The organism is Cytophagaceae bacterium (assembly GCA_016722655.1).
In the GTDB taxonomy this organism is placed as follows: domain Bacteria; phylum Bacteroidota; class Bacteroidia; order Cytophagales; family Spirosomataceae; genus Leadbetterella.
The window spans coordinates 822,834-847,407 of the sequence record JADKIR010000004.1; the positions used below are offsets into that span (position 1 = coordinate 822,834).

Sequence of the window (24,574 nt, forward strand, 5' to 3'; positions counted from 1 at the left end):
GAATTTTTCTTCAAGGGGCTAAAGCCCCTTCCTATTTATATGTCTTGGGGTGGATGGACAAAAAGTACGTTTTCTCTTCAAACTTAAACTTTATAATAAGCTTAAAACTCATTCCCTGCGAGAGGGATAGTAGTGTAAAGCCCGTAGTGTGGCTGGATGGTGCGTGGACGGACTTGTAACGAATAGCCCGACCCCTGACCGACCTTAGAAGGGAAAGGGGGCTCGCCCAGATCTTTCTTCGTTTGTCGATAATTCAAATTTTTCGGTTTCCATTTATCGGTAATATCGACCGGTTTATCGGTTTTTTGGTTTCTGCTCATCGAAATGTGCTGTGCCATCGGTGCAGAATGCCCCAATTTTGGATCACAATTATGAAAAAGAGGGGATGGTTCATCCTTCTGACTTAAAGCAAATTAAATATTATGAAAAAGCTATTTACTATTTTTTTAATGTGTGTGGGGATGGCGGTGCAGGCTCAAACCCGGGTGTCAGGTACTGTTTCTGACGATAAAGGGGAGCCGCTGCCATTTGCCAATGTGGCATTGGAGGGTACTTATGACGGAGCCTCGGCGGATGTAAACGGGAAGTATGAGTTTACGACTGACGAAAAAGGGCAGAAGGTGCTGAGTGTGACGATGGTGGGTTTTGAAGCGGTAAAAAAGAGCGTAACGCTGGAAAGAAAGTCCATAGAAGTTAATATCAAGCTGAAAGAGTTGATAAACACCCTGAATGCTGTGGTGGTGTCGGCGGGGATGTTTGAGGCGTCGGACGAGAAAAAAGCCGTGATGCTGAAGCCGATGGACATCGTGACTACCGCTGGGGGAAATGCGGACATTACCTCGGTAATGCAATTGCTACCTGGCTCAAACCGGGTGGGCGAACGCGAGGGGCTTTTTGTGAGAGGAGGTTCATCGAGCGAAACCAAGACGGTGATTGACGGTATGATTGTACAGAATCCGTATTTCAGCAGCACACCTGATGTGCCACAGCGGGGCCGGTTTGACCCGTTTATGTTTAAAGGAACGGCCTTTAGTACCGGGGGATATTCGGCACAATATGGACAGGCTTTGTCGTCGGTGCTATTGCTAAATACACAGGACAAACAAGGAACCAATAGCTCTACCACATTGAGTGCAAATCTGGTAAGTGGGGCGATTACACACACACACAAGGGCTGGCTGACTGGGAGTTTGTATTACACCAATATCAGTCCTCTGCTGAAAGTAGCGACCAATTCTTTTAATTTTGATAAGGTTCCACAAGGCTTGGGTGCAGTGATTTCGGTAAATGAGGTGTTGAAAAATAAGGCGACATTAAAGGTTTTCGGGACACTTTCAGATAATAAATCGGCGATTTGGCTGCCGACTTATGACGAAGCAAATAGTAAGTATCTATTTGACAATAAGAATTTTAACACCTTTAATCATGCCCATTATAGTCAGACTTACAAGGATGGGATTTGGGTACTGCAGGCGGGGGCATCGTATAGCAAAAACAATGACAATCTGGCTCTGAGTGGTGCGGGTTTTGAAAGAAAAGACGAACGTACGCAAGGCAGGCTGGTGATGAGCCGCTTGTATGGCAACAATAACAGCAGCACGCTTAATTTTGGTACTGAAGTGCACCATATCAACGTAAGCAACCGCTACAATGAATTTGAAATGAAGATGACAGACAACTATTCGGCGGTTTTTGTAGAGTCAGAAACTTATGTTTCGAAAGATCTGGCCTTGAGAATCGGAGCTCGGGGCGAGTACACGAGTGTGCTTGACAGATATAATGTGAGCCCAAGAATTTCGATGGCTTATAAAACAGGGGAATATTCGCAGGTTTCAGTGGCGGGTGGAAGGTTTTATCAAAACCCCGAGAAAGAGTATCTGTATATAAACAAGGCCCTGGACTTTGAGATTGCGGATCATTATATTGCTAATTTTCAGAGAATTAAATCGGGTAAAACCTTTAGAACTGAGATTTTTTACAAAAAATATGACAAATTGGTAACCGAAAAAACGGAAACTTTTGATCCTAATCCTTACAGATTTCCAACAGGAATGACCAGCAACAAGGGATACGGCTATGCCAGAGGATTTGATGTGTTTTTGAGGGATCAGAAAAGCCTGAAAAATGGTGATGTGTGGGTGAGTTATTCGTTTTTGGATACTGAAAGGTATTTCCGGAATTATTCAAAATCAGTGATGCCGTATTTTGCTTCAAAACATAATATGAGCTTGGTATATAAGCAATTTTTAACCTCAATAACCACCAATGTGGGTCTTACCTACAGTTATTCGTCGCCAAGACCGGTGTATGCACCCGGCAATGATTTGCAGGAGCCAGTATTCACAAAGCCTTATCACAATGTGAGTTTTATGGCCAGTAAAATCAGACAAAGACCGAATAACTTCCTGGTTTTTTATGTGATTGTGGATAATATTCTGAACAGAAACAATGTGTTTGGTTACAGATTTTCGCAGGATGGCTCACAAAAATATGCTGTGAATGCACCGATGCGGAGGATGCTGCTTTTTGGAGCCACATTTACGTTTGGCAAGCTGAACGGCAGATCTAAAGAAGCGGAGTTGGATTTTTAAAAAGTTCTGAGTACCGGGTTGCGAGTACCGAGGATCAGGTTTAAAGTTGGAAAAATAACTTTTGCCTGTTTCCTGTTGCAGTTCCCTGAAAAAAATTAAACAAAATAAAACAAATACAAAAAATGAAAAAGCAAATTTTGACCCTTTCTCTTATTGCCGGCATGGCATTTAGCTCTATGGCACAAACCGAAAAATATGTAAGTGCCATGACCGAGATCACTTCTGGAATTCAGCAGGTACAAGGAAAAGGCTTCCTGCCTTTTGCCAACAAAATGGAGCGAATTGCAGCCGCTGAAGCCAACGAGTGGTTACCTAATTACTGGGCTGCGTATTGCTATATCAATGAGAGTTTTACGACAGAAAAAACTGCCGACAAAGATTTGTTGCTCGATAAAGCCGAAGGTTTTCTTGTAAAAGCTGAGTCACTGGCCAAAGATAACGACGAGTTGGAGGTGGTAAAAGCACAATATGCCATGGCAAGGGTAAGTGTAGATCCAATGAGCCGTTGGCAGAAATATGGAGCTGATTTCCAGACAGCTTTGGCTAAAGCCGAAAAGCTCAATCCGGGCAATCCGAGGATATTTTATACATTGGGTCTGAATACTTTTTATACACCGGAAGGTTTTGGTGGTGGGAAATCAAAAGCAAAACCACTTTTTGAAAAAGCTGCCGGCCTTTTCGAAAAACAAAGTCCCGTAACAGCATATTCACCGGCCTGGGGTAAAGGTGAAACCCAATATTTTTTACAGCAGTGTAACTAATATAATTTATAGCAATTTCAAGCCGCATCTCTATAAACGAGGTGCGGTTTTTTTATTAATTTGGCAGAAAAAATCAGACCGCAGACAAAATGATTGGAGTCTTTGATTCGGGAATCGGAGGATTAACACTTTTGAAGGAGCTGGTAAAAACCCTCCCAAAAGAAGATTTTCTTTATTATGCCGATACCGAAAATGTGCCCTATTCTTACAAAACCAGAGAGCAAATACTTGAATTTGTGGAGAATGCCGTTATTTTTCTTCGAAGAGAAGGCTGCAAAGCCATTGTGCTGGCCTGTAATACCGCCACCAATGTGAGCATTGAGTATTTGAGAGAAAAATATGATTTTCCGATTATTGCCATTCAGCCAGCTGTGAAGGTAGCTTTTGACAATAATGAACCAGAAAAGCGTATTCTGGCTTGTGCCACACCGGTTACACTTTCGGCTGATAGATTTGAAAATCTTATTAATTCATTGGATATCAATCATATAGTTGATAGGCTTCCCCTGCCTGGATTAGTGGAATTTGCTGAAAATGAAATTTTTGAAGATGAAAAAGTTTTGGAATACCTGAAAACTGAATTTTCGAAATTTGACCTCTATCATTATAAATATATCGTCTTGGGCTGTACACATTTTACTTATTATGAAGATTTTATAAAGCAAAACTTTCCATCACTTACGCCGGTTGATGGCAACGAAGGCACTGCCCGTCATCTCAAAAATACTCTTGAAGCTTTGGGTTTACTCTCAGTTAATGGAACTGGAAATGTGAGATTTGTGGAATCAGGTCAATATGTAAAAGATGAAAGCAGGTTTTTGAGGTATTTAGGAAGATAGTTTTTGTCATTCGTTAGAAATTATTACTTTTGATTATATCTATTGATATAGGTTGAAATTAAATGTCCATAAAATAGATTACATTTTTATTTAATCAGCTTAAAAATGACAATTGCATCAATTAAAATATCGAAAATTGGAGGCAATCAAACCCTTTCTATACCTGAAGAGATGAAATTTTCAGATGATAAGGTATTTTTAAAGAAAGTAGGTAATACAATATTGATTATTCCATACCATGATGCCTGGAAAAACCTGATTGAAGGTGTAAATGGTTTTTCAGACGATTTTATGAATTTACGTGATCAACTTGAAAGTCAAAACAGAGAAAATCTAGAGTAATGGAATATTTACTTGACACTAATATTTGCATTTACATTATAAAAAAGAAGCCAATTCAAGTTTTCGAGAAACTTATTTCTCTCAATCCAGGTCAGGTTGGTATTTCTTCTATAACTTTAGCTGAACTGCAATATGGGGTTGCCAAAAGCACAAATTCCAAATCCAACTCCGAAGCATTGGAAAAGTTTTTGGTTCCTTTAGAGATTCTTGAATTTGATTCATTAGCTGCTGTAGAATATGGTAGAATCAGAACAAATTTAGAAAAAAATGGAACCCCAATCGGCCCAATGGATTTGTTGATTGCGGCAAACGCAATAGCTGAAAATTTAGTTTTGGTTACCAACAATGAAAGAGAATTTGAAAGGGTTGAAGGGCTTAAAATAGAGAATTGGACAAATTAATCACCCCTTTCTGTATTTCTTCGTCCACTCCATAGCTCCGAAGGTGGCGATCACACAAAAAGCTGCATACAACAAAGAATAAAGTTTGACATCTTTAACAAAATACATGTAGGTGCTGATCAGGTCAATGGCCAGCCACATCCACCAGGCTTCCACTTTCTTTTTCATGAGCATAAAAGTAGCCACAATGCTCATCACGGTTGTGAAACTGTCCATATATGGAAATGCACTGGGCAGGCTAAATAATTTCGGAAAAAATTCGTGAAGGTTTTTGGAAAATGTACCCATCAAAGCAGTAGTAATCAAGCCTCCTACAATGAGAAACAAAGCATTTTTTTGTGTCAATCTTGTGATTTTAAGCTCCTGTTTTTGGTTGGCCTCTGATTCTTTTGGAAACTTCCACAACCAGAACCCAATTATGTTGGTTATAAAGAAAAAGCCTTGTAAAAACATATCGGGGTAGAGCTGAATCTGATAAAACATGATAGCTGCCAGCACTACATTTATTAGCCCGACCATCCAGCTCCAGACATTTTCTTTTGCAGAAAGCCAAACCGCATATCCACCGGTCAAAGTAGCCCAAAACTCCAGGTGACTCATGGGATAGCCCCAGAATGTGAAGAATATGTTTTTTATATCGAAAAATTGAATCATTTCTTTTTGGTTCCGGGTAACGAGTTATGAGTTCCGAGATTTTTTCAAAAAGACTCTCGAATTTATTTTATAAACAATTAAATATCAAAAGTGTCCAGCCTTGAAAATTTTACTCATTCACCCTCACAACTCGGCACTAAAACTTTATGATTAATTACTTTTCTTCTTAAATAGCGGTACAGTACTGCATGGTTCACCAAACATCAGGCTGCGGGCAAGGGGTTTGAGGATTCTGGTCAGTTCTACATAAACTTCCACTGGAATTGAAGCATTACTACAGCCTTTTACCACTATGCGTTGATCCTGAAATTCCTCCCAATTTATTTTTCGGAAAATCTCTTCGAAAATTTTTATTTCCAATTGTTCCAGATTGCCGAAAACCACCAATTCTGCCACCTCGCTCATATGGCCGGCCAAAAGCATATATGCCCAGGTAGGCACTATGGCATCTGCAGTGCAAACTATTCCCACATATTTTCCCCGATATTGCTCCCAATCATGTGTTTTCAAAAACTCCCTGAAGTCTTTTTCTTTCAGGATCAACTCCATGAAAAGATTCTGCTTCAGGTCATATAGTGCCCTTTCTCCTTTAGGATAGTATTCTTCCAGGTCAAAAGTTATTAACCCGCTCTGCGTCACACGATTTACGATTGTTTCTTCCATTTTGGTTTTTAACTATTCCACCCTTACCACCGAATCATCCTCTAAATCAGAATTAGTCTCCAATTTTACTCTTTTTTCCAAACTGATTGGGTTGGCATCAAAAAACGCCCTGGCAAGTGTAAGATTAAAGATTTTTAAAAAAGTTCTTGCCAAAACCGAAACTTGCTGAACCAAAAACATCATAAAAATAGTAATGCTGGTGCTCATTTGTGTCAGGCTGTCGATTCCCAAATACACCAATAGCAACAAAAAACCAACAAAAAGAACTCCCCAAAACAGCAAAAATGTCACAGGTCTTTTCATAGTGTAGCCAAAAGCCTTTCCAAAAGCTTCCCAGGGACCTAAATCGTCCTTTTGGCTCATCATGACTTTTGCATACATATTTTGCACTATTACCACACTAAAAAAGTACGTTAAAATTGCAATCGGTGGCAGCATCACAAAAAAATAGGTTTTCTCGCTTCCACCTTCGCCTATCGAAGCAAAAATAAAGAAAAACATACCTGAAAACGCTACCAAAACCAACAGGAAAATCAAAGAATACAGCAGCAACATCAAGAATTTTCCAAACAGCTTACTGCCTCCTGCAAAAAAATCGGCAAAAGTAAATTCCTTATTTTTAATCACTTGCAGAATTCCACCATCGAAAAAATTGCTCAAAAATAAGTACACAATTCCTATTACAAATATCAATGAAAACAGCGGCTTGAAAGCATCTCCGCTTTGGTTGATAAAATCACTGAAAATCATAAAGTCGAAGTCTTTCAGCAAAGCATCCAATGCTACCGAGGTATCAGCCTCATTGAGAAAAGTAACATAAAATGGTCTCGCCACCAGCATTGCCAGTACAAATCCAACTCCATATATCAAAAACAACATCTTTGGTCTGCTCCAGACCGCCGAAAACGCCGATTTAATCATAATTTCTTTTAATTGCACAAATATACCATCAAAAGTCATTTCAACTTCGGATTATTCTTATGCCTTTCGGCATCTCGTATTGACTTTTTCTCCAGATTTTTCTCCAGAGCATCTGTTAAGTTCACACCAGTTTGGTTGGCAAGACTTACCAGCACAAAAAGCACATCAGCCATCTCATCGCCAAGATCTTTGCCTTTGTCAGATTCTTTTTCTGATTGCTCGCCGTATCTTCTGGCCATTATTCGGGCTACCTCACCTACCTCTTCCATCAAAATCGCCGTATTCGTAAGTTCATTGAAATACCTTACACCGGTTGTGTTAATCCACTTATCTACAGTATTTTGTAATTCATTTATTGTCATATTCTTTACATATTTTTGAGGGCGATCCCCACCTCTTGCCCTTTGATATGGGCAAGAAGTGGGGCCGGGCTTTCGCCTTTACTCCTCCCACGCCACGCCATTCGGCTAAGGCGTGGTGCGGGGTATCGGCTCTATCCCTATCGCATTAATTGTCTTCTTTTACAGTGCTAATTTAATCATCCAATAGCAATAATTACTAAAAATCCCTGACAAGACAATTACCATTAAGTAAAAACCCCTTTCAAAATCCAATCTCATCCATAAATTTTCGTTTCTTTGAAAATAAACAAACCCTCTATTGACATGGAAAAAAACATTGACCGCCGGAAATTTACCCAGAATCTCGGCATAGGCCTTGGAACTTTTATGCTCCCATTGACCGGAATCAGCCAACCGGTTATGATTCTCGACGAAAACAACCTCAACCACATTGGTCCCCGTTCGGGCTTTACACCCCAAATTGGCACCTTGATTTCGATGCTTGACTGGCTGAGCAATTCGGTGATTCAATATAATAGAAAATTATCCGTCGAGCAGTTGGACTTCCTGTTTGACAAGGAATCTAATACCATTGGCTCATTGATGATGCATTTGGCCGCCACCGAGGTTATTTATCAGGATCTTACGTTTCATAATTTGGAAGAATTCACCCCTGAAAACAAGAAGAAATGGAACATTGCTATGGAACTGGGGGATGACGCCCGGAAAGAAATCAAAGGCAACCCGCTGAGTTATTACAAGGATATGTTTGATGAGGTGCGGGCTACGACCAAAGCCGAAATGAAAAAACGAGATGACAAATGGCTTTTAAGCGGCGAAACCAAAGAATGGGACTGGAACAACTACTGTAAATGGTTTCATGTGGCCGAGCATTATGCCAATCATCGGGGTCAAATGACCTGGTATGCCAAAAGATTGCCAAAATAAGATTCGATTTCAAACCTTTTCTAAAGTATATTTTGGTCTAATGATTTTTACTTTTAGTCTCATTGCTCTAATCAAAATAAGGGCAATAGGCTTTTTTTTGTAATTTTGAGAAATCAAAAAAACATCAAACAAAAAACCATTAGCATGAAGCGTTCCGGACTTTTTCTCCTGGCTTGCATATTTACTATTTTTTTGGGTTCCTGGGGGATGTGGGGGCATTACGCCATCAATCAATCAGCCATTTTTGCCTTGCCGCAGCCTTTGAGTCAGTTTTTTTACAATCACATCGATTTTGTTTCTGAAGGTGGTAACCTGCCTGATGTGAGGAAATACAGCCACCTAAAAGACAAGACTGAAGGACCTCGCCATTATATTGATATTGAAGACTTTGGGGATATAGCATTTGACAGTATCCGCACCAAAAAGTGGGATGAAAAAAGCCTTCAAAAATGGGGTTCTCTGCCCTGGTTTATGAGCGATACTTACAAAAGTTTGGTGGCTTCGATGAAAGGCGGTCGCCGCACAGAAACACTCTTTACTGCAGCTGAGTTGGGCCACTATATTGCCGACGCTCACATGCCATTGCATACTTCGTCTAACCATGACGGCCAGCTAACCAATCAACGAGGAATTCATGCTCATTGGGAAGCCTTGTTGGTGGAACGTTATGGTAAAGGGTATAATTTGAAAGTTAACAATGCAACATATATCAAGGATTTAGATGCCGAAATCTGGAAAATTGTCAAGGAAACCCATAGTCTTGTAGATACACTTTTGGCTGTTGACAGAAAACTTAGAAGTGAATTCCCTGCAGATAATCTTTATGAAAAAGACGCTGAAGGAAAAGTTAGAAAGAATAAATTTGGTCAATGGGTTTTTTCAAAAGAATATTCGGAACTGCTTCATAATGCCCTGAATGGCATGGTTGAAAAACAAATGAGAAAATCGGTGCAGGATGTGGCAAACTTCTGGTACACTGCATGGGTTGATGCCGGAAAGCCAGATTTGGTTTCAATGGATCAGCCTGATGTGACCAAAAGAGCTCAAAAACAATATAAAAAGGACTTGAAAATCTGGAATAAAGGAACGGTACCTTATCAATATCTGGAAAAAGAATATTGACATATTAGACTTTGAATAAAAAAAACTCCCGGCCTATGATTTTGAGGTCGGGAGTTTTTTTGTAAAAATGCTACTAAAGATAATATTATTGCCACATTTCAAAAAGCGTGGCTATTCTGAATATAATGAGGTTTTCAAAAGATTTACAATTCATTTTGATTGAAATTCTGCTTTACCTTTATCAAGGAATTCAATGAATTGTTCTGCACTGCAATATCCCTGCGGTTTTACTACCATTTCTCCTTTTGTATCAACAATGATATAAAAAGGTTGAGCGTTATTGTTGTATTTGCTGATTTCGAGATCTATATTTTTGTCTCCGATGGTAACTTTTAACTTATTGTCATATTTGGAAACGTATTGTTTTTCTTTAGGTAGCTCTTCTTTATCATCAACATAAAGTGAGGCAATTATAAAATTATCACGAAGACGACTGTTGACAGCAGGGTCGGACCAAACGTTTTCTTCCATTTTGCGGCAATTGGCACAAGCATGGCCGGTAAAATCAATCAAGATGGGTTTATTTACTGATTGTGCATAAGGAAGGGCGTCGTCAAAGTCTTTGAAGCCTTTGAGGTTATAGGGTAATTTACGAAGTTTAGGATCGAAGATTTCATCAGAATGTTCACCTACGGGCATGGGAGGCAAAATACCTGAAAGTAGGCTAAGTGGTTTATTAGCAACACCCGGTGTCATATATATAGCTAACGCAAAAAATATTATGGCAAAAATGGATCTTGATGGTGTAAGTTTTTCGATTTTATCATCTTTGGGCATACGCATATAGCCTAGAATGTAAATGCCTATGATTACTGCTATGACGATCCAGATTACCAGAAATATGTTTCGATGAATTAAATGCCAGTTGTATGCAAGGTCAATGTTACTAAGAAATTTAAGGGCGAGGGCAAATTCGAGAAAACCAAAGACAGCTTTGAGTTCATTAAGCCAGCCGCCACTTTTAGGCATCTTTTTGAGAAATTGGGGAAACATTGCCAAACCAGAAAAAACCATGGCAAATGGTAATCCAAAAGCGAGCATCCCATAAACCGGACGCATGACTTCGCCCTGAGCCGCTGCTATAAGCAAGGTACCTACAAATGGCACCGTACAACTGAACGACACTACGACCAAGGTAAGAGCCATAAAGAAAATACCTATAAGACCTCCTTTGTCGCCTAAACGATCGATTTTATTGACAGTTTCATGCGGTAGAACGATTTCAAATGCTCCTAACAGGGAAACTCCAAACAATATAAATACTATAAAAAATATGAGATTGGGGATCCAATGGGTGCTGAGCCAGTTGAGAAATGGAGCACCCAGCAACATAGTAATAAGACCCATGATTGCGAAAATGACCATAATAGAAATGCCATAAAATACTGCTTTGGATTTACCGTCTTTTTGTTTAGTAAAAAAGCTGACAGTCATAGGCATAATAGGGTAAATGCAAGGCATGAAAATACTAGCGAAGCCTGCTCCAAAAGCAATCAATAGAAATTTCCAAAGGCTGCTGTCTGGTTCTGTGCCGGTTGGAGGTGTATTGGTTGTTGATTTTCCAACTCCTGATTCTTTCACTTCAGGAATAGCAGAGCCTGTTCCTGAGGGGGTATCAACGGGTGTAATGCTGCTTTCGGAGCTGTCCTTTTCAATTGCCTTTTCACCAGGTATTGCTTTGATTTTTATTTCAATATCTTCTTTTCCGTTGACACATCTGCCGTCGACATCGGTACATGACTGGAACTCGATGTGAGTGTTTACAACTGTGTTTTCATTTAGAATTTTTATCTTCTGAATAAACGTAGCCGATTTTTTATGAATCAAAACATCAGATTCCCAGATTTCCTCATAAACCTTTGCAGGGGATGGATTTTCGGTTATACCTCCCACTAATCTAAAATCCGAGGAATTTTTGAAACTGATTACTGTAATTAGTGGACCGATATCGGGACTCATTTTTGATGAATACAACTTCCAGTCTTTTTGTATGTTAGCTTTCAATTTCACTTCCACGACATCGCCTATTTTGGGATTTTTCGGAGATGTTTCATATGACCAGGTAGTTGGTTTTTCAATTTGGCCAAAGGCCTGAATTGTGGAAAATAGAAAAACTATTATTTTGATAAATTTCATACAATTTTTTTTAATGTATTAAGATATACGAAAATGTAATATCTATTGTTAACAAAAAGCCCTGCAAAAATATTTCATTTTGTAGGGCTAAAATGTTATTTATGTCACAAAGCCTAAAATTTAGGGCAAGACAATTCTTTTTTACGCTGCCTGATATATGGAGTACGTTCACTTTCGAATTTATCTAACTGATAAGAAAACGATATCTCATGAGAACCTCCGGAGCCGGCACCTAAGCCCGAGATAGTAAGGTCATAACTATATCCTATTGAGAAATTGTCCATTCTGAAGCCGACAAGTGCCGCTACAGCGTCCTGATTAGGAAACTTATTAAAGACCTTTCTGAGTGGAATACCTCTGTAGGACAAACCTAAAGTAAGAGGTGTATATGTAGCGTACATTGAAACATCAAACTGTGAAAACTGACCTTGTTTTTTATATAAAAAGGTTGGAGTGATGGTGAATTCTCTGTCTGCATTGCCAGCGGCAGTCAGAAGATGACTTAAGTTAATATTAAAACCCCCGTTTACCATAATTTTTCTCGGAAGACAGTCTCCGTTTTCACAACCCGAAACGGTACTGATTGAACTACTTTCTGCAAATGAATTAGATGGTTCGGTCAGATGGTAGGCCGAAACGCCAAGAAATAGTTTTGGATTATAAAATAAAAAACCGGTTCCAACATCCAAAAAGTCAACATAATTCAGCAGTTCACTTAAAATGGGGTCACTCGAACTTCCAGACACCCCCGAATTGGTCAACTGATCTCCAAAGATTAAACCTGACGGGTCAAAACCTCTTTTAGAATAACTACCTTGAAGTCCCATTCTCAATGAGTTTTTCCCTCCAAGTGCCATTTGATATGAATATAATAAGCCTATTTCGCGATTTGAAATTCTCGGACCTTGTGCATCGTCAACCATCATAATACCGACACCGGAATTTGCCTTGTCAATAAAATGATCCACAGAAACAACTGTAGTAACGAAATTGGCTCCAAGTGAAGGCCATTGATTCCGATAATTGAATATTAGTCTGGGTGCATAACCAGAGCCGGTAAATGCCGGATTGTGATACAGAGGTGCTGCATAAAACTGCGTAAACTGCGGATCTTGACCCATAGCCAACGTGGTGATACACGAGAGTAATATTACTTTAAAAAATCTTTTCATAAGCGAAATTAACGAACATCAAACTAGGTTATGCAAAATCCGTTCCAATTAATTTTAGGTAATTTTTTTTGAAAAATCAATTACTTAGTTATAAAAACTTTAATTCTCTGAATCAGACATAAACAATAATTAAATACGATAAAACAATCAGAATGTTGTACAATGTGATTTTTTGATATACTCTTGGAGCATTTATTAGTAATATTACGTAAAATAGTACGTTTTTTGTAGTGATTTTGATAAAGCCTTAATCTTGGATGTTTAAAAAATGCCCAAAATATTATTTTCTTACTTTCTTGCTTTTAGCAGGAATGGTGGAAGGCTTTGCTCAATTCTACGTAGGAAAGGCATGTGTTATAGCAGACCCAGCAGCTCAACCTGTCTCCGGCCAATCCACTTGTTACCCAATGACCGATTTTTTTGATTTGGATCGCAGTTCGGTTTTATCAGAATGGGACTTTGGCGATGGCAACTTAATGACCGGTAGGAGTGTATATAATGGATTTACAATGCCTGGAAACTATATGGTTAATCTAAGAAAAACATATGCTGACGGGACAATCTCCAATTATTCTGAAAATGTTATTGTTGGCACATTTCCACAACAGCCAATGTTTAACGACAAACTTGAAACAGATACTACTGTATGTGAAGATGTAAAACTTAAGTTGGATCCTTTTAAAGGTTTTTCTCCGGGAAATATTAGTTACCTATGGTTCCCCGGAGGAGAAACAACTTCGACCCTTGAGGTCACCGAAAATGGTTGCTATAGTGTAGAAGTAAAAGATAATGTAAGCGGATGCAGCAGATCGGCCAGGATAAAAGTAAAGTTCTGTTTGAAAGAAAGTCAACAACAACAAGGTAGCGAAAAGTGGTATTTTGGAGATGGGGGTAGTTTAGAATTTTCATTTTATGCTGATTCCACGCTACAAGATTCTTTGGAAACAGACGGAAGCCTTAGCCCGGAGCCAGATTATACCGAGCCGGGTTATAATCCAAGTGAAAACAATCCGGCAAGCCCAATAAATAGCAATGAGGCCGTAGCTATGGTATTTGATCAAAGCACCAACATGGTTTTATATACTGATGGTAAAAAAATATATTCCGGCCTTGATGATACCGAAATACCCAATCAAGATGGAAGTACTTTTGCTCTAAACTTGCCACAGACGTCTCAAGGATTATTAATTATGCCTAAAGGCAGTTGTAATTCCTGTAAATTTGACCAATACTATGTTTATTATGTAAATCCAACTGACCAAACACTGTATTATTCAATCGTTGATATGCGGTACAATAATAAAAAAGGTGCTGTTACAGAATCTAACATTCCTCTTTTATACCCTGTTAGTGAAAAAATGGTGGGTTTCAGGACCCAGGATGACTCCACCTATGCATTCTTTTCATATGATCAGAAAAAAGATAAAATTAATACCGTAAGAATCTCAGACACTGGATTCACTATTACAGAAACCGGTTTAGGAATTGGGGCATCGCCCGAAAGTGCTTCGGGATATATTTCAATCTCTGAAAATCAGAGAAAAATTGCATTTGGGTATGTAAACGGCGGAAGAAATCATGTTTTGATTTATGATGTAAATCCTGGCACCTTAGCTCTTTCTAATCCGGTTGATGTAGATCTTGGAATAAATTCTCCTCCCCAGGTCTATGGACTGGCGTTTTCGTCAACAGGAAATATACTATATGTAACTTTAAAAGGCGACCTTACCAATGGTACACCCTCATATTTATACCAACTGCCCATTTTGGGAAATGATGCCGCTCAAATTAATGCTCAAAAAATTTTAATTAGCCAATCGACTTCTGACTTATTCGGAGCCCTGATGTTAGGACCTGTATTAGAACCAGGCACAAAGTATTTATATATGAGCATAGAAGGAAAAAACTATGTGGCATATATACAGGACCCCGATGAAATTGGAAATGCAAATACGATTGGGTTTTCATTAAGGCCCGGAAGTGCAGAGCCCGGAGCAGAAATAGATGGAACTGCAAAACTAGGCTTCCCTAATATCGTTGGAGCCGCAAAAGAACAGGATGGTGAAGGTTTATCGGCCAATTATAGTGGAAATTGCCAAAATAGCCCTACCATATTGACTTCTCAAGGAATTTGTTCTCCCATGAAAAATGAATATACATGGTTCCTTGCAGATGGCACAAAACTATCAGGCCAAAATGTTAGTCATGTATTTACCGAACCGGGATGGCAGGAGGTAAAATTGGTAGTAAAAGTAATAAATGAGTCTAAAATAAAAGTTCCGGGTGTGGGGGGGCAGCTAGTTGACCAAATAACTGAAACAGATTGTAAAGAAATAGAATATAACGGGAGATTTTATATAAAACCCGCACCAATTACCAATTTTCGAGATCCTATATTTATTTGCATGAATCAGGGCGAAACGGAAAGAGTAAATGCTAATGCCACCGGAGGAAACACCTTTTCTTACCGATGGATGACCAGCCAAAGTACCTTTCTTAGTTCTGCCTCTTACCGTGATTTCAATATTGCAAATTCTGACCCTAACGACCCTTTGATTTATAAAATTGAGGTTGTAAACGACTACGGTTGTACATCATTGAGAGACTTTAAAGTACTTCCAGGTTGTGACCCCATACTATTTATTCCGGAAGTTTTTACACCGAATGGGGATAATTTCAACCCAGATTTTGAAATAAGTATAGATAATTATAGTGACTATGACCTGAAAATTTATAACCGCTGGGGAGAAATAGTTTTTGAATCAAAAGACCCAAATGAAAAATGGGATGGTAAAGTAAGAGGTAAAATTTATGGCAACCAACTTTATCCTTATGTCCTAAATTACCGACCAAAATATGATATCGCAGGCAAAATATTAACTAAAAAAGGGACAGTGATTGTTCTCAAATAAGCAGTATGCCAGCTTTTTTTTAAACCCAAGTTACACTCTTTTTTCTTATCCAATTACTAAATCAAAATCCTGAAAAAAAATTCTGAAAAACAATTCGTACTTTTGGATAGAATTCAAAAAAGAAAATAATTTTTAATGCGTCAAGACTTTTTAACAGGTGATACCGATGGAATGAGTCCGGTGGATAAAGATATTGAGAAGGCTCTCAGACCGATATCTTTTGAAGATTTTGCCGGTCAGGACAAAATTTTGGAAAACCTGAAGATATTTGTTCAAGCTGCAAAAATGCGTAATGAAGCACTCGACCATGTATTGCTTCATGGACCTCCGGGATTGGGGAAAACCACCTTGTCGCATATTGTTGCCAACGAACTTGGAGCAAATCTTAAGATTACCTCCGGACCGGTTTTGGATAAACCCAGCGATTTAGCGGGTCTTTTGACTTCATTAGAGTCAAACGATGTGCTTTTTATTGATGAGATACACAGGCTCAACCCCATAGTGGAAGAATATCTGTATTCAGCTATGGAAGATTACAAGATCGACATCATGCTCGATAGCGGACCCAATGCCCGAAGTGTTCAGATTGGGCTCAATCCCTTTACATTGGTGGGTGCTACTACCCGATCCGGCTTATTGACGTCACCATTGAGGGCAAGATTTGGAATAAATGCACGACTGGAGTATTATGACGCAGTATTATTGTCAAAAATAATAAAACGATCATCCGAAATTCTGAACACTCCCATAGACGAAAACGGGGCGTTCGAAATTGCCCGCCGAAGCCGTGGTACTCCTCGTATTGCCAACAATCTTTTACGTAGGACACGTGATTTTGCCCAGGTTAAAGGCAAGGGAATAATCACTGTAGAGATTGCACAAATGGCACTGACCGCATTGGAAGTAGATGAAGACGGTCTGGATGAAATGGACAATAAGATTTTGATGACCATTGTAGAAAAATATAAAGGTGGCCCGGTAGGTTTATCCACCATTGCCACAGCAGTAGGTGAAGAAGCCGAAACTATCGAAGAGGTTTATGAGCCATTTTTGATCAAAGAAGGTTTTCTGAAACGTACCGCAAGAGGCAGAGAAGCAACAGAAAAGGCATACAAACATCTCAACATTGTTCCAAAATATAGGGCCGGTGAGTTATTTTGAAGGATAAAATATTGTTTTTCCAATAATATTTTTATTTTTATCACTGTGTTGAGAATTGATCATTTTCGATACGGTGATTTTTTTTGTACAAAATTTCAGAATAAAATAAAAGACTGAAAATCAAATTTTTAGATAGATGGCAATTCCAAAACTAAAAAAAGAACAACAAGAGACCATAAAAGTTGAAAAAAAGGAAACCCAAAAACCGATACTTTTTGAAGTGGCATGGGAAGTCTGTAATCAGGTAGGTGGCATATACACTGTAATACGATCGAAAGTACCGGCTATGGTAGAAGAATGGGGTGATAATTATTGCCTTATTGGACCATATTTTCCTCAAACTGCTGCGATAGAATTTGAACGCCAGGATGATGACGACTCAGTTTTTTCAAATGCCGCCCAAGATTTACGTGAACAGGGTTTTGATGTTTTTTATGGCCGCTGGCTGGTAACCGGCAATCCCAGAATAATACTGGTGGATTTTAATAATATCCTACCCACTGTTGACGCTTTAAAGTTTAATCTTTGGGAAAGACATAAAATATCGACCATCAATTGCGAAGAGCTTGTCAATAAAGTAATTGCCTTTGGCGAAATGATTCGAAAATATATAAGTCATTTTGTGGGCTCTTATGCCAAAAAACAAGAATGCGTGGCTCATTTTCATGAATGGATGGCTTCTACGGCATTGATCGACTTAAGGAAAGACAAGGTCCCTGTTGCCACTGTTTTTACAACTCACGCCACTATGTTAGGTAGGTATATTGCCGGTAACGTGAGTGATTTTTACGAACAACTTCCTCGATATAATTGGGAGGCTGAAGCCAAAAGTTATGGCATTGAAGCCCAGGCAGGAATTGAAAGGCAGTCGGCCCAACTATGCCATGTGTTGACTACTGTAAGTGATGTGACAGCCAAAGAATGTGAAGTGTTTTTTGGAAGAAGTTGCGATATAATATTACCAAATGGTCTCAACATCACTCGTTTTGCGGCAACACATGAATTTCAAAACCTACACCTCAAATACAAACAAAAAATCAATCAGTTTGTGATGGGGCATTTTTTCCAAAGTTATTCCTGGGATTTAGATAATACTTTATATTTCTTTACTTCGGGCCGATATGAATTTAAAAACAAAGGCTACGATCTTACGCTGGAAGCACTAAAAAGACTAAACTTTAAAATAGTTCAAGCTGGTCTTGACACTACAGTAGTTATGTTTTTGATAACCAAAAATCCGGTGTATTCCATTGATCCTCAGGTATTACAATCAAGAGCAGTGATGGAAGAAATAAGGCAGACCTGCGAGTCAATTGAAAAAGAAATCGGGGAACATTTGTTCTATGAATCTGCATCGAATGAAGACCCACACATGCCCGATTTAAACAAGTTTGTTAGTGAATACTGGCAGTTGCGATTAAGAAGAACTATTCAAACCTGGAGAACAAAAACTCTTCCACATACTGTCACTCACCTTTTAAAACAGCCAGATGAGATTTCTGAATTCTTCAAAAAAACCAATTTGATGAATCACCAGCAGGACAGGGTCAAATTTGTTTATCATCCTGACTTTATTTCACCCACCAACCCTCTGTTTGGTCTTGAATACAGCCAGTTTGTAAGGGGCTGCCATTTGGGAGTTTTTCCTAGTTATTATGAGCCTTGGGGATATACGCCACTTGAATGTGTGGTTCGTGGAATACCCACCGTAACCAGTGACCTTTCGGGCTTTGGAGACTTTATGATGCAGCTAATGGACGACCACGAAAACGTAGGTGTTTATGTGGTTAACCGCAAAGACAAAAACTTTGACAAAGCCGCCGACCAGCTTGCAAATATCATGTTTAAGTTTGTAACTATGAGCCGCAGAGAGCGTATCATGCAACGTAATAAAGTTGAAAACATTTCCGATGTATTTGACTGGACCAATCTGCGAGCCTATTACGACACCGCTCATGATTTGGCATTGAAGAAAAAATCAGTAGGAAAAAATTAAATTCTATAAATCATTCAATTGCTTAATTTATAGTACTTTATTTAGTTTATTTGTGCGACTTATATAAAAATCGTACAATTTTTGTAAATTGCGGGCTGATTCCTGTAATTGATGATTTCAACAATTGGTTTATTTATACTGGCTTATCTTTTAGGTTCAATTCCTACTGCTGTTTGGTATGCAAAATACTTTCATAATGTTGATATAAGAGAGCATGGAAGCAAAAACGCCGGAGCCACCAATTCGTTAAGGGTATTAGGTAAAAAAGCCGGCATTATTGTACTTCTTATAGATGCCATGAAAGGCTTGATTCCGGTTTTAGTTTCAAAATACCTGGAAATGCCAGATACAACCGCATTTTTAATTGGCTTAACTAGTGTATTCGGACATTTATTCCCCATTTTTTCAGGCTTTAAAGGAGGAAAAGGCGTTGCAACATCACTTGGTGTAATAATAGCGGTGTCGCCATTTGGTGCATTAATCAGCCTGATAGCTTTTGTTGTGGTTGTATTTCTTACTGGTTATGTTTCGTTAAGTTCTTTAGTGGCTGCCCTTGTATTTGTAGTATATTTCCTGATACTTTCTCACAATTTACTAATGTCAGCAATTGCATTTGCATTATTTATGTTATTGATATACACGCACCGTGCCAATATAAAAAGATTGATAGATGGTACAGAAAACAAGTTCACAAGAAAAAAATCTTCTTAATCCAATACTTCTTTCAAAATATTTAGTGATTTCATGTCGCCGAAACCATCTAAATGAATCTTATAAAAAAACAATAAATACTCTAAAACCTTAGACCTCTGTTGGCGGTTTATTTTGACTTCATCCCCAAAATTAATAAAGTCAAATCTTCCGATAATTTCTCTTTCTTCAGACTTAACCGGCACGCCCTGCTCCAGTAATTGAGCTGCAATTTCTGAGGCATTTTCTGGCCCAAATCCCAAGTAATTACAATATTTATACAAAAAAACCAGATGGAAATTTTCAACATGAAGTTCCTGATGATCAAGATATTTTAAGGTATTTTCCAAAAAGCTAAAAAGAGAAGGATTTGCCTCGTGTTCTTTCAGACTATGGCTCAAAACCTCATTCATAAAAATCCCTATAGTGGTCTTAATAATTTCAGTTGAAAGAGTCTGAAAAGGGTAATTGCATTTTATTTCGGCAATTCTGTGAATCTCCTTTTTATGATCATGGTAAACCACTAATTCAAGCAAGGTCAAGGGTTGAAATAAAGCGATTCTGTTCTTGCCCTTAGCACTTCTGACGCCGTTTTCAATATAGGTTTGAATCCCAAATGCCTCAGTGTATATTTTTACAATGATACTCGTTTCACGGTATGGAATAAAGCTGATTACTATCCCTTTGGTTTTAAATAGCATGATATACTATAAATGAAAAAATAATTATCCAGAGAATCGCCAGAAAATACCAGAACTTGCTCATCAGGCTTAGATTGAGTACATTGGGAGGATTGACACTATAAACCAATGAATCTTCAAATCTTTTGTTTTTAAACACTTTTCTCAAAACAAGGCTAAAAGCTATCAATCCTATTCCGGTATGAACAACATGCAATAATGACAACACAAACATAATCGCATTGCTGGAATTTAGATTAAGTTCTAAACGACTGTTATATAGCAATTTATACCAACCAATTATTTGCGAAAAAATAAAAAAATATCCAAGCAAATAGCTAAAAGTAAGCGACTGCCTGAAGGCAGTGAAATCTTGTTTTTCAATATGTTTTATAGAAAAATACATCGCAATACTACTAAGGACAATTACCAAAGTACTCAGCCACATAGCTCCCGGCACTATAACTTTAAAATCAAAACTATTAATTTCATTCCTGAAAAAAATTAAAAAGACACCTGAAAAAAGCAAAATACTACCTCCAATACCCAGATAAAGCATGAAAATAAATGGCTCCCTTCGTTTTGAAAAAATGTTTTCTGTCATATTTAACTTCAGATTCCTGAATTGGTCATTTTTTTGCGAATCAATTTATTATTGAAAAAATGTAATAATAGACAAAAATTGAAAAAACTAAATCGCTAAGCAGTAATTTTGCTCCAACAAAATCATTTTTTTTTAAGTTTTGATAAAAATTTTCAAAATATCAGTAATAGTGATGGGATTCGGTTTTTTTATCCCGGATTCCCAAGCCCAGGGCTTATGTATTGACCCTGCTTATGAAGCTGGTAATTTTGATTTAAACTCAACTACGGTTTGTCTTCCCGGCATTGTGAGTATCACTGACCAGTCAGGAGGTACCGATATCAAATATATTTTTGACTATCAAAACCAAAACCTCGAAGAAGCTCTATCTCAGGCACAGGCAAGCACGACATTTGATTATTCATCCATTGCAGTAAAACCTAAAACCTTTACTGTTATGCAAATAGGCAAAAAAAATGGAAAAACTATGATTGCGTGTAAAAAGATAAATGCTAAAAAAGGAAATAGTGTAGTTTATGGTTATTCTATCTGCAATATAGGTAATTTAGAAATTAATATCCCGGTTGACCCCATAAATGACTATGACAAATATAAGGTGACAATTTTCAATCCATTTACCGTGATTGATTTTCAAAAAAATGATATTCCGAAAAAATTGAATTTCGTGATTGGATTAAACACAAGATTTAAAATTGAAGGAATTTATAATGACGCCTCTAAAAACTGCAATGGAAATATAGATGAAGAAATTTTGCCATTCCCAAATTTCACCGGGATGGACTACCCTTTTAATCCAAATATTGATGAAATCGAGCTAACCAGCCTTGACAAAGCCAGGTTAACTTTTTCAGGCCCAACCATTAATGATAACGACCCAGATAAATTATTTAATTTGTATAAGTATGTAAAAGGAAGCCCAATTACATATACACCAGCAATTAAAGATATAAAGCCCGGGAATTATGAGATTACCATAGATAATAATAGTCTTTCCTATTGTTTTTTTGTTCAGAGAGAAAAGAATAGCTGTAATTTAAAGGAAAGGTCAGCGGAGATTTGTACTAATCCAATTAATCCTGTAACTGGTATTTCATTCACCCCTCCTTCAAGAATAAATCTTTCCTGGGAAAAGTACCCTAACACAATTTTTGGTCAGGTAAGTACACCGCCTTACAGTTTCAACCACACCCAGAAAATTCAAAAAATTGAAAGAAAAATACAGCAAAACAATATTCCAGTTGGTGCCTTCAGTACACAATATTCTGATCTGTCTGTCAATTGTAAAAATGAATATTGTTACAGAATTGTTAGAGAAGTTTCAGGTTTTTACAACCCACAAACTTCCGGCAATTTTTTCCCTTTAAAGTTCAAAAGCAAAAGTATTTCTAATCAGGTATGTTTTGATGGCTCGAAACAAAAACCAGTGCCAATAACTGACCTTTGGGTAGATACTGAGCCAACAAATCAAAACCGTATTTTTTTTAAAAGTAATACTACCTGGCCTCTGGCGAAATCCAAATTTTATTTGTTAAAACAAAATAATGGAAACTATAAGATTATAGATAGCACACTTAATAATAGTATCTTTAACATTCAGGATGATGAGCTTGTAACAAAATCTGAATCCTATAAAATCCAATACAAGGATATATGTAATGCCCTTTCTGATGAGTCACCAGAAGTGGCCTCAATCTTTCTCAAATCAGAAGACAATCAGGAAATTGAGTGGACAAATACCATTCCTTTCAGCCAGAATAATATCCAAAACTATAATATTTTATTTTTAGACGAAAACACTTTAAATATCACTGACTCAGTATCTCAGCCATCTAATTTGCAAACTTATGTGCCTGATATTTCCAGATATGAGTCAAAAGCTCCACTGAGGCTTTCAGCTGTTTCGGGTACCGTACCCCCAAGATATTCCCATACCAACACAATCACAATTCCCATTTTTCAAAGGATCTCGCTACCAAATGTCTTTACCCCAAATGGAGATGGAAAAAATGACACCCTTAAAATTATTGGGGGGATATATAATAAAAATGTAATTTCTTTTAAAATGGAAATCTTTGATCGATTTGGATCGACAATTTATTCTTTTGACGAAAATAACCCAATTTGGGATGGACGAGTAAACAAAAAAATCCTCACTATCGGTATTTATTTTTACCGCATTTATGCAAAATTTAAAAACGGTGAAATCATGACAAAAAACGGAATGCTCGAAATATTGCACTAAGCACCCTAAGTTTATCCCCTAATTCTAATCAAAATTTACGACCTTTGTGCCCGGAATAATTAGAATATGAAAGCAAAAGGCAATAAAAAATCGAAAATCAATATAGTTACTTTGGGGTGTTCCAAAAATTTGGTTGACTCTGAAGTACTTTTTACCCAACTCAAAGGCAACGGAATGGACGTAAGCCATGAGTCAGAAAAAGATGATTCTCAGATTGTAGTAATCAATACTTGCGGATTTATCGATAACGCCAAGCAGGAAAGCATTGACACCATCCTTCGATATGTTGAAGCCAAAGAAGCCGGCCATGTTGAGAAGGTTTACGTTACCGGCTGTCTTTCGCATCGTTACAAAGACGACCTCGAAAAAGAAATACCTCAAGTTGACTCCTGGTTTGGCACAAATGAGCTTCCAAGATTGCTTAAAACACTTAAAGCAGACTATAAACATGAACTTGTAGGCGAAAGACTTTTAACCACACCTTCTCATTTTGCTTATCTTAAAATCGCTGAAGGATGTGACCGTCCTTGTAGCTTCTGTGCCATACCTCTCATGCGTGGAAAGCACGAATCACGTCCGATGGATGAATTGGTGCTAACTGCAAAAAATTTGGCAGCAAAAGGCACTAAAGAACTAATTTTGATAGCTCAGGATCTCACTTATTATGGTCTGGATATTTACAAAAAAAGAAATCTTTCAGAGCTTCTGGATAAACTCTCAGATGTAGAAGGCATTGATTGGATCAGACTACAATACGCCTACCCTTCCGGTTTCCCGATGGACATTTTGGATATAATGGCCAAAAAACCTAATATCTGCAATTACCTTGACATGCCCCTTCAACATGGCTCCAGCGAAATGTTGAAATTAATGCGAAGAGGGATAGACCGCCCGAAAACCGAAGATTTATTAGCAAAAATCAGGGACAAAGTTCCTGAAATTGCCATCCGTACTACTTTGATAACAGGGCATCCTGGCGAAACTGAGGAGATGTTTGAAGAGATGTATGATTTTGTGCAAAAACAAAGGTTTGACCGTCTGGGAGTTTTCCAATACAGCCACGAAGAACAAACCCACTCCTACACTATGCCTGACGATATTTCAGACGAAATAAAACAAGAACGTACCGACATAATCATGGAACTTCAACAGGGGATATCGGAAGAACTCAACCAGAAAAAAATCGGGAACACATTCAAAGTGCTTTTTGATCGTAAAGAAAGCGGACATTTTATTGGCCGTACTGAATTTGACTCTCCCGAAGTTGACAACGAAGTGCTCATACCAGCTTCACAATATGTAAGAGTTGGGGACTTTGCAAATGTAAAAATCACTTCAGCTACTGAATTTGACCTGTTTGGCGAACTCGTCTAATTGTTTTTAGGCCGAAAGTTTTTC

The 24,574-nt window shown here is 38.0% G+C and carries 22 protein-coding genes; 13 read left to right on the forward strand and 9 right to left on the reverse strand.

Annotated features, from left to right (window positions below; genetic code table 11):
* Positions 1-101: 101 nt before the first annotated feature.
* The gene (locus IPP61_04160; protein ID MBL0324364.1) at positions 102-338 is read right to left on the reverse strand and encodes a hypothetical protein; all 237 of its coding nucleotides are present in this window, start codon (positions 336-338) and stop codon (positions 102-104) included.
* Positions 339-422: 84 nt separating this feature from the next.
* On the opposite strand from IPP61_04160, the gene IPP61_04165 reads away from it, so the two are divergent.
* From IPP61_04165 to IPP61_04185, 5 genes are all read left to right on the forward strand, one after another.
* Positions 423-2,591, forward strand: a complete 2,169-nt coding sequence (locus IPP61_04165) for a TonB-dependent receptor (GenBank protein MBL0324365.1) — start codon at positions 423-425, stop codon at positions 2,589-2,591.
* A gap of 122 nt (positions 2,592-2,713) precedes the next feature.
* On the forward strand, positions 2,714-3,352 hold the full coding sequence (locus IPP61_04170) for a hypothetical protein (protein ID MBL0324366.1): 639 nt from the start codon (positions 2,714-2,716) through the stop codon (positions 3,350-3,352).
* A gap of 89 nt (positions 3,353-3,441) precedes the next feature.
* Positions 3,442-4,191, forward strand: a complete 750-nt coding sequence (gene murI / locus IPP61_04175) for a glutamate racemase (protein MBL0324367.1) — start codon at positions 3,442-3,444, stop codon at positions 4,189-4,191.
* A gap of 105 nt (positions 4,192-4,296) precedes the next feature.
* Positions 4,297-4,533: an AbrB/MazE/SpoVT family DNA-binding domain-containing protein gene (locus IPP61_04180; protein ID MBL0324368.1), complete on the forward strand. Its 237-nt coding sequence runs from the start codon at positions 4,297-4,299 to the stop codon at positions 4,531-4,533.
* A complete protein-coding gene (locus IPP61_04185) occupies positions 4,533-4,934 on the forward strand; it encodes a type II toxin-antitoxin system VapC family toxin (GenBank protein ID MBL0324369.1) in 402 nt (133 codons plus the stop codon). The genes IPP61_04180 and IPP61_04185 overlap by 1 nt, the downstream gene beginning before the upstream one ends.
* On the opposite strand, the gene IPP61_04190 is transcribed toward IPP61_04185, so the two are convergent.
* The 4 genes from IPP61_04190 to IPP61_04205 form a co-directional block, all read right to left on the reverse strand.
* Positions 4,935-5,588, reverse strand: coding sequence for a nicotinamide mononucleotide transporter (locus IPP61_04190; GenBank protein ID MBL0324370.1), 654 nt, complete (start codon positions 5,586-5,588; stop codon positions 4,935-4,937). It lies immediately after the preceding gene.
* 150 nt (positions 5,589-5,738) lie between these two features.
* The gene (locus IPP61_04195; GenBank protein ID MBL0324371.1) at positions 5,739-6,251 is read right to left on the reverse strand and encodes a DUF2480 family protein; all 513 of its coding nucleotides are present in this window, start codon (positions 6,249-6,251) and stop codon (positions 5,739-5,741) included.
* 12 nt (positions 6,252-6,263) lie between these two features.
* Positions 6,264-7,172, reverse strand: coding sequence for a hypothetical protein (locus IPP61_04200; GenBank protein MBL0324372.1), 909 nt, complete (start codon positions 7,170-7,172; stop codon positions 6,264-6,266).
* Between the two features lie 35 nt (positions 7,173-7,207).
* Positions 7,208-7,534, reverse strand: coding sequence for a nucleotide pyrophosphohydrolase (locus IPP61_04205; protein ID MBL0324373.1), 327 nt, complete (start codon positions 7,532-7,534; stop codon positions 7,208-7,210).
* 303 nt (positions 7,535-7,837) lie between these two features.
* Here IPP61_04205 and IPP61_04210 point away from each other — a divergent pair, with 303 nt between their 5' ends.
* On the forward strand, positions 7,838-8,461 hold the full coding sequence (locus IPP61_04210; GenBank protein MBL0324374.1) for a DUF664 domain-containing protein: 624 nt from the start codon (positions 7,838-7,840) through the stop codon (positions 8,459-8,461).
* Positions 8,462-8,605: 144 nt separating this feature from the next.
* The gene (locus IPP61_04215; GenBank protein ID MBL0324375.1) at positions 8,606-9,583 is read left to right on the forward strand and encodes a S1/P1 Nuclease; all 978 of its coding nucleotides are present in this window, start codon (positions 8,606-8,608) and stop codon (positions 9,581-9,583) included.
* Positions 9,584-9,733: 150 nt separating this feature from the next.
* On the opposite strand, the gene IPP61_04220 is transcribed toward IPP61_04215, so the two are convergent.
* Positions 9,734-11,719 carry a thioredoxin family protein gene (locus IPP61_04220; protein ID MBL0324376.1) on the reverse strand — a complete coding sequence of 662 codons (1,986 nt, stop codon included), beginning with the start codon at positions 11,717-11,719 and terminating at the stop codon, positions 9,734-9,736.
* A gap of 113 nt (positions 11,720-11,832) precedes the next feature.
* Positions 11,833-12,891: a type IX secretion system membrane protein PorP/SprF gene (locus tag IPP61_04225; protein ID MBL0324377.1), complete on the reverse strand. Its 1,059-nt coding sequence runs from the start codon at positions 12,889-12,891 to the stop codon at positions 11,833-11,835.
* 257 nt (positions 12,892-13,148) lie between these two features.
* On the opposite strand from IPP61_04225, the gene IPP61_04230 reads away from it, so the two are divergent.
* The 4 genes from IPP61_04230 to plsY all read left to right on the forward strand — a co-directional run bounded on the left by IPP61_04230 (position 13,149) and on the right by plsY (position 19,671).
* The gene (locus IPP61_04230; GenBank protein MBL0324378.1) at positions 13,149-15,803 is read left to right on the forward strand and encodes a gliding motility-associated C-terminal domain-containing protein; all 2,655 of its coding nucleotides are present in this window, start codon (positions 13,149-13,151) and stop codon (positions 15,801-15,803) included.
* Positions 15,804-15,938: 135 nt separating this feature from the next.
* Entirely contained in the window at positions 15,939-16,964 is a 1,026-nt protein-coding gene (gene ruvB / locus IPP61_04235; protein ID MBL0324379.1) for a Holliday junction branch migration DNA helicase RuvB, read from the forward strand.
* A gap of 136 nt (positions 16,965-17,100) precedes the next feature.
* Positions 17,101-18,960, forward strand: a complete 1,860-nt coding sequence (locus IPP61_04240; GenBank protein ID MBL0324380.1) for a glycogen synthase — start codon at positions 17,101-17,103, stop codon at positions 18,958-18,960.
* 111 nt (positions 18,961-19,071) lie between these two features.
* A complete protein-coding gene (gene plsY / locus IPP61_04245; GenBank protein ID MBL0324381.1) occupies positions 19,072-19,671 on the forward strand; it encodes a glycerol-3-phosphate 1-O-acyltransferase PlsY in 600 nt (199 codons plus the stop codon).
* Here plsY and recO read toward each other — a convergent pair.
* Together recO and IPP61_04255 are read right to left on the reverse strand one after the other, a co-directional pair.
* Positions 19,668-20,351, reverse strand: a complete 684-nt coding sequence (recO, locus tag IPP61_04250; GenBank protein ID MBL0324382.1) for a DNA repair protein RecO — start codon at positions 20,349-20,351, stop codon at positions 19,668-19,670. The genes plsY and recO overlap by 4 nt on opposite strands.
* The gene (locus tag IPP61_04255; GenBank protein MBL0324383.1) at positions 20,341-20,934 is read right to left on the reverse strand and encodes a heme-copper oxidase subunit III; all 594 of its coding nucleotides are present in this window, start codon (positions 20,932-20,934) and stop codon (positions 20,341-20,343) included. Before IPP61_04255 ends, recO begins: the two co-directional genes overlap by 11 nt.
* Positions 20,935-21,106: 172 nt before the next feature.
* On the opposite strand from IPP61_04255, the gene IPP61_04260 reads away from it, so the two are divergent.
* The gene (locus tag IPP61_04260) at positions 21,107-23,176 is read left to right on the forward strand and encodes a gliding motility-associated C-terminal domain-containing protein (protein ID MBL0324384.1); all 2,070 of its coding nucleotides are present in this window, start codon (positions 21,107-21,109) and stop codon (positions 23,174-23,176) included.
* Positions 23,177-23,242: 66 nt separating this feature from the next.
* The gene (gene rimO / locus IPP61_04265) at positions 23,243-24,550 is read left to right on the forward strand and encodes a 30S ribosomal protein S12 methylthiotransferase RimO (protein ID MBL0324385.1); all 1,308 of its coding nucleotides are present in this window, start codon (positions 23,243-23,245) and stop codon (positions 24,548-24,550) included.
* The last annotated feature ends 24 nt before the right edge of the window (positions 24,551-24,574 follow it).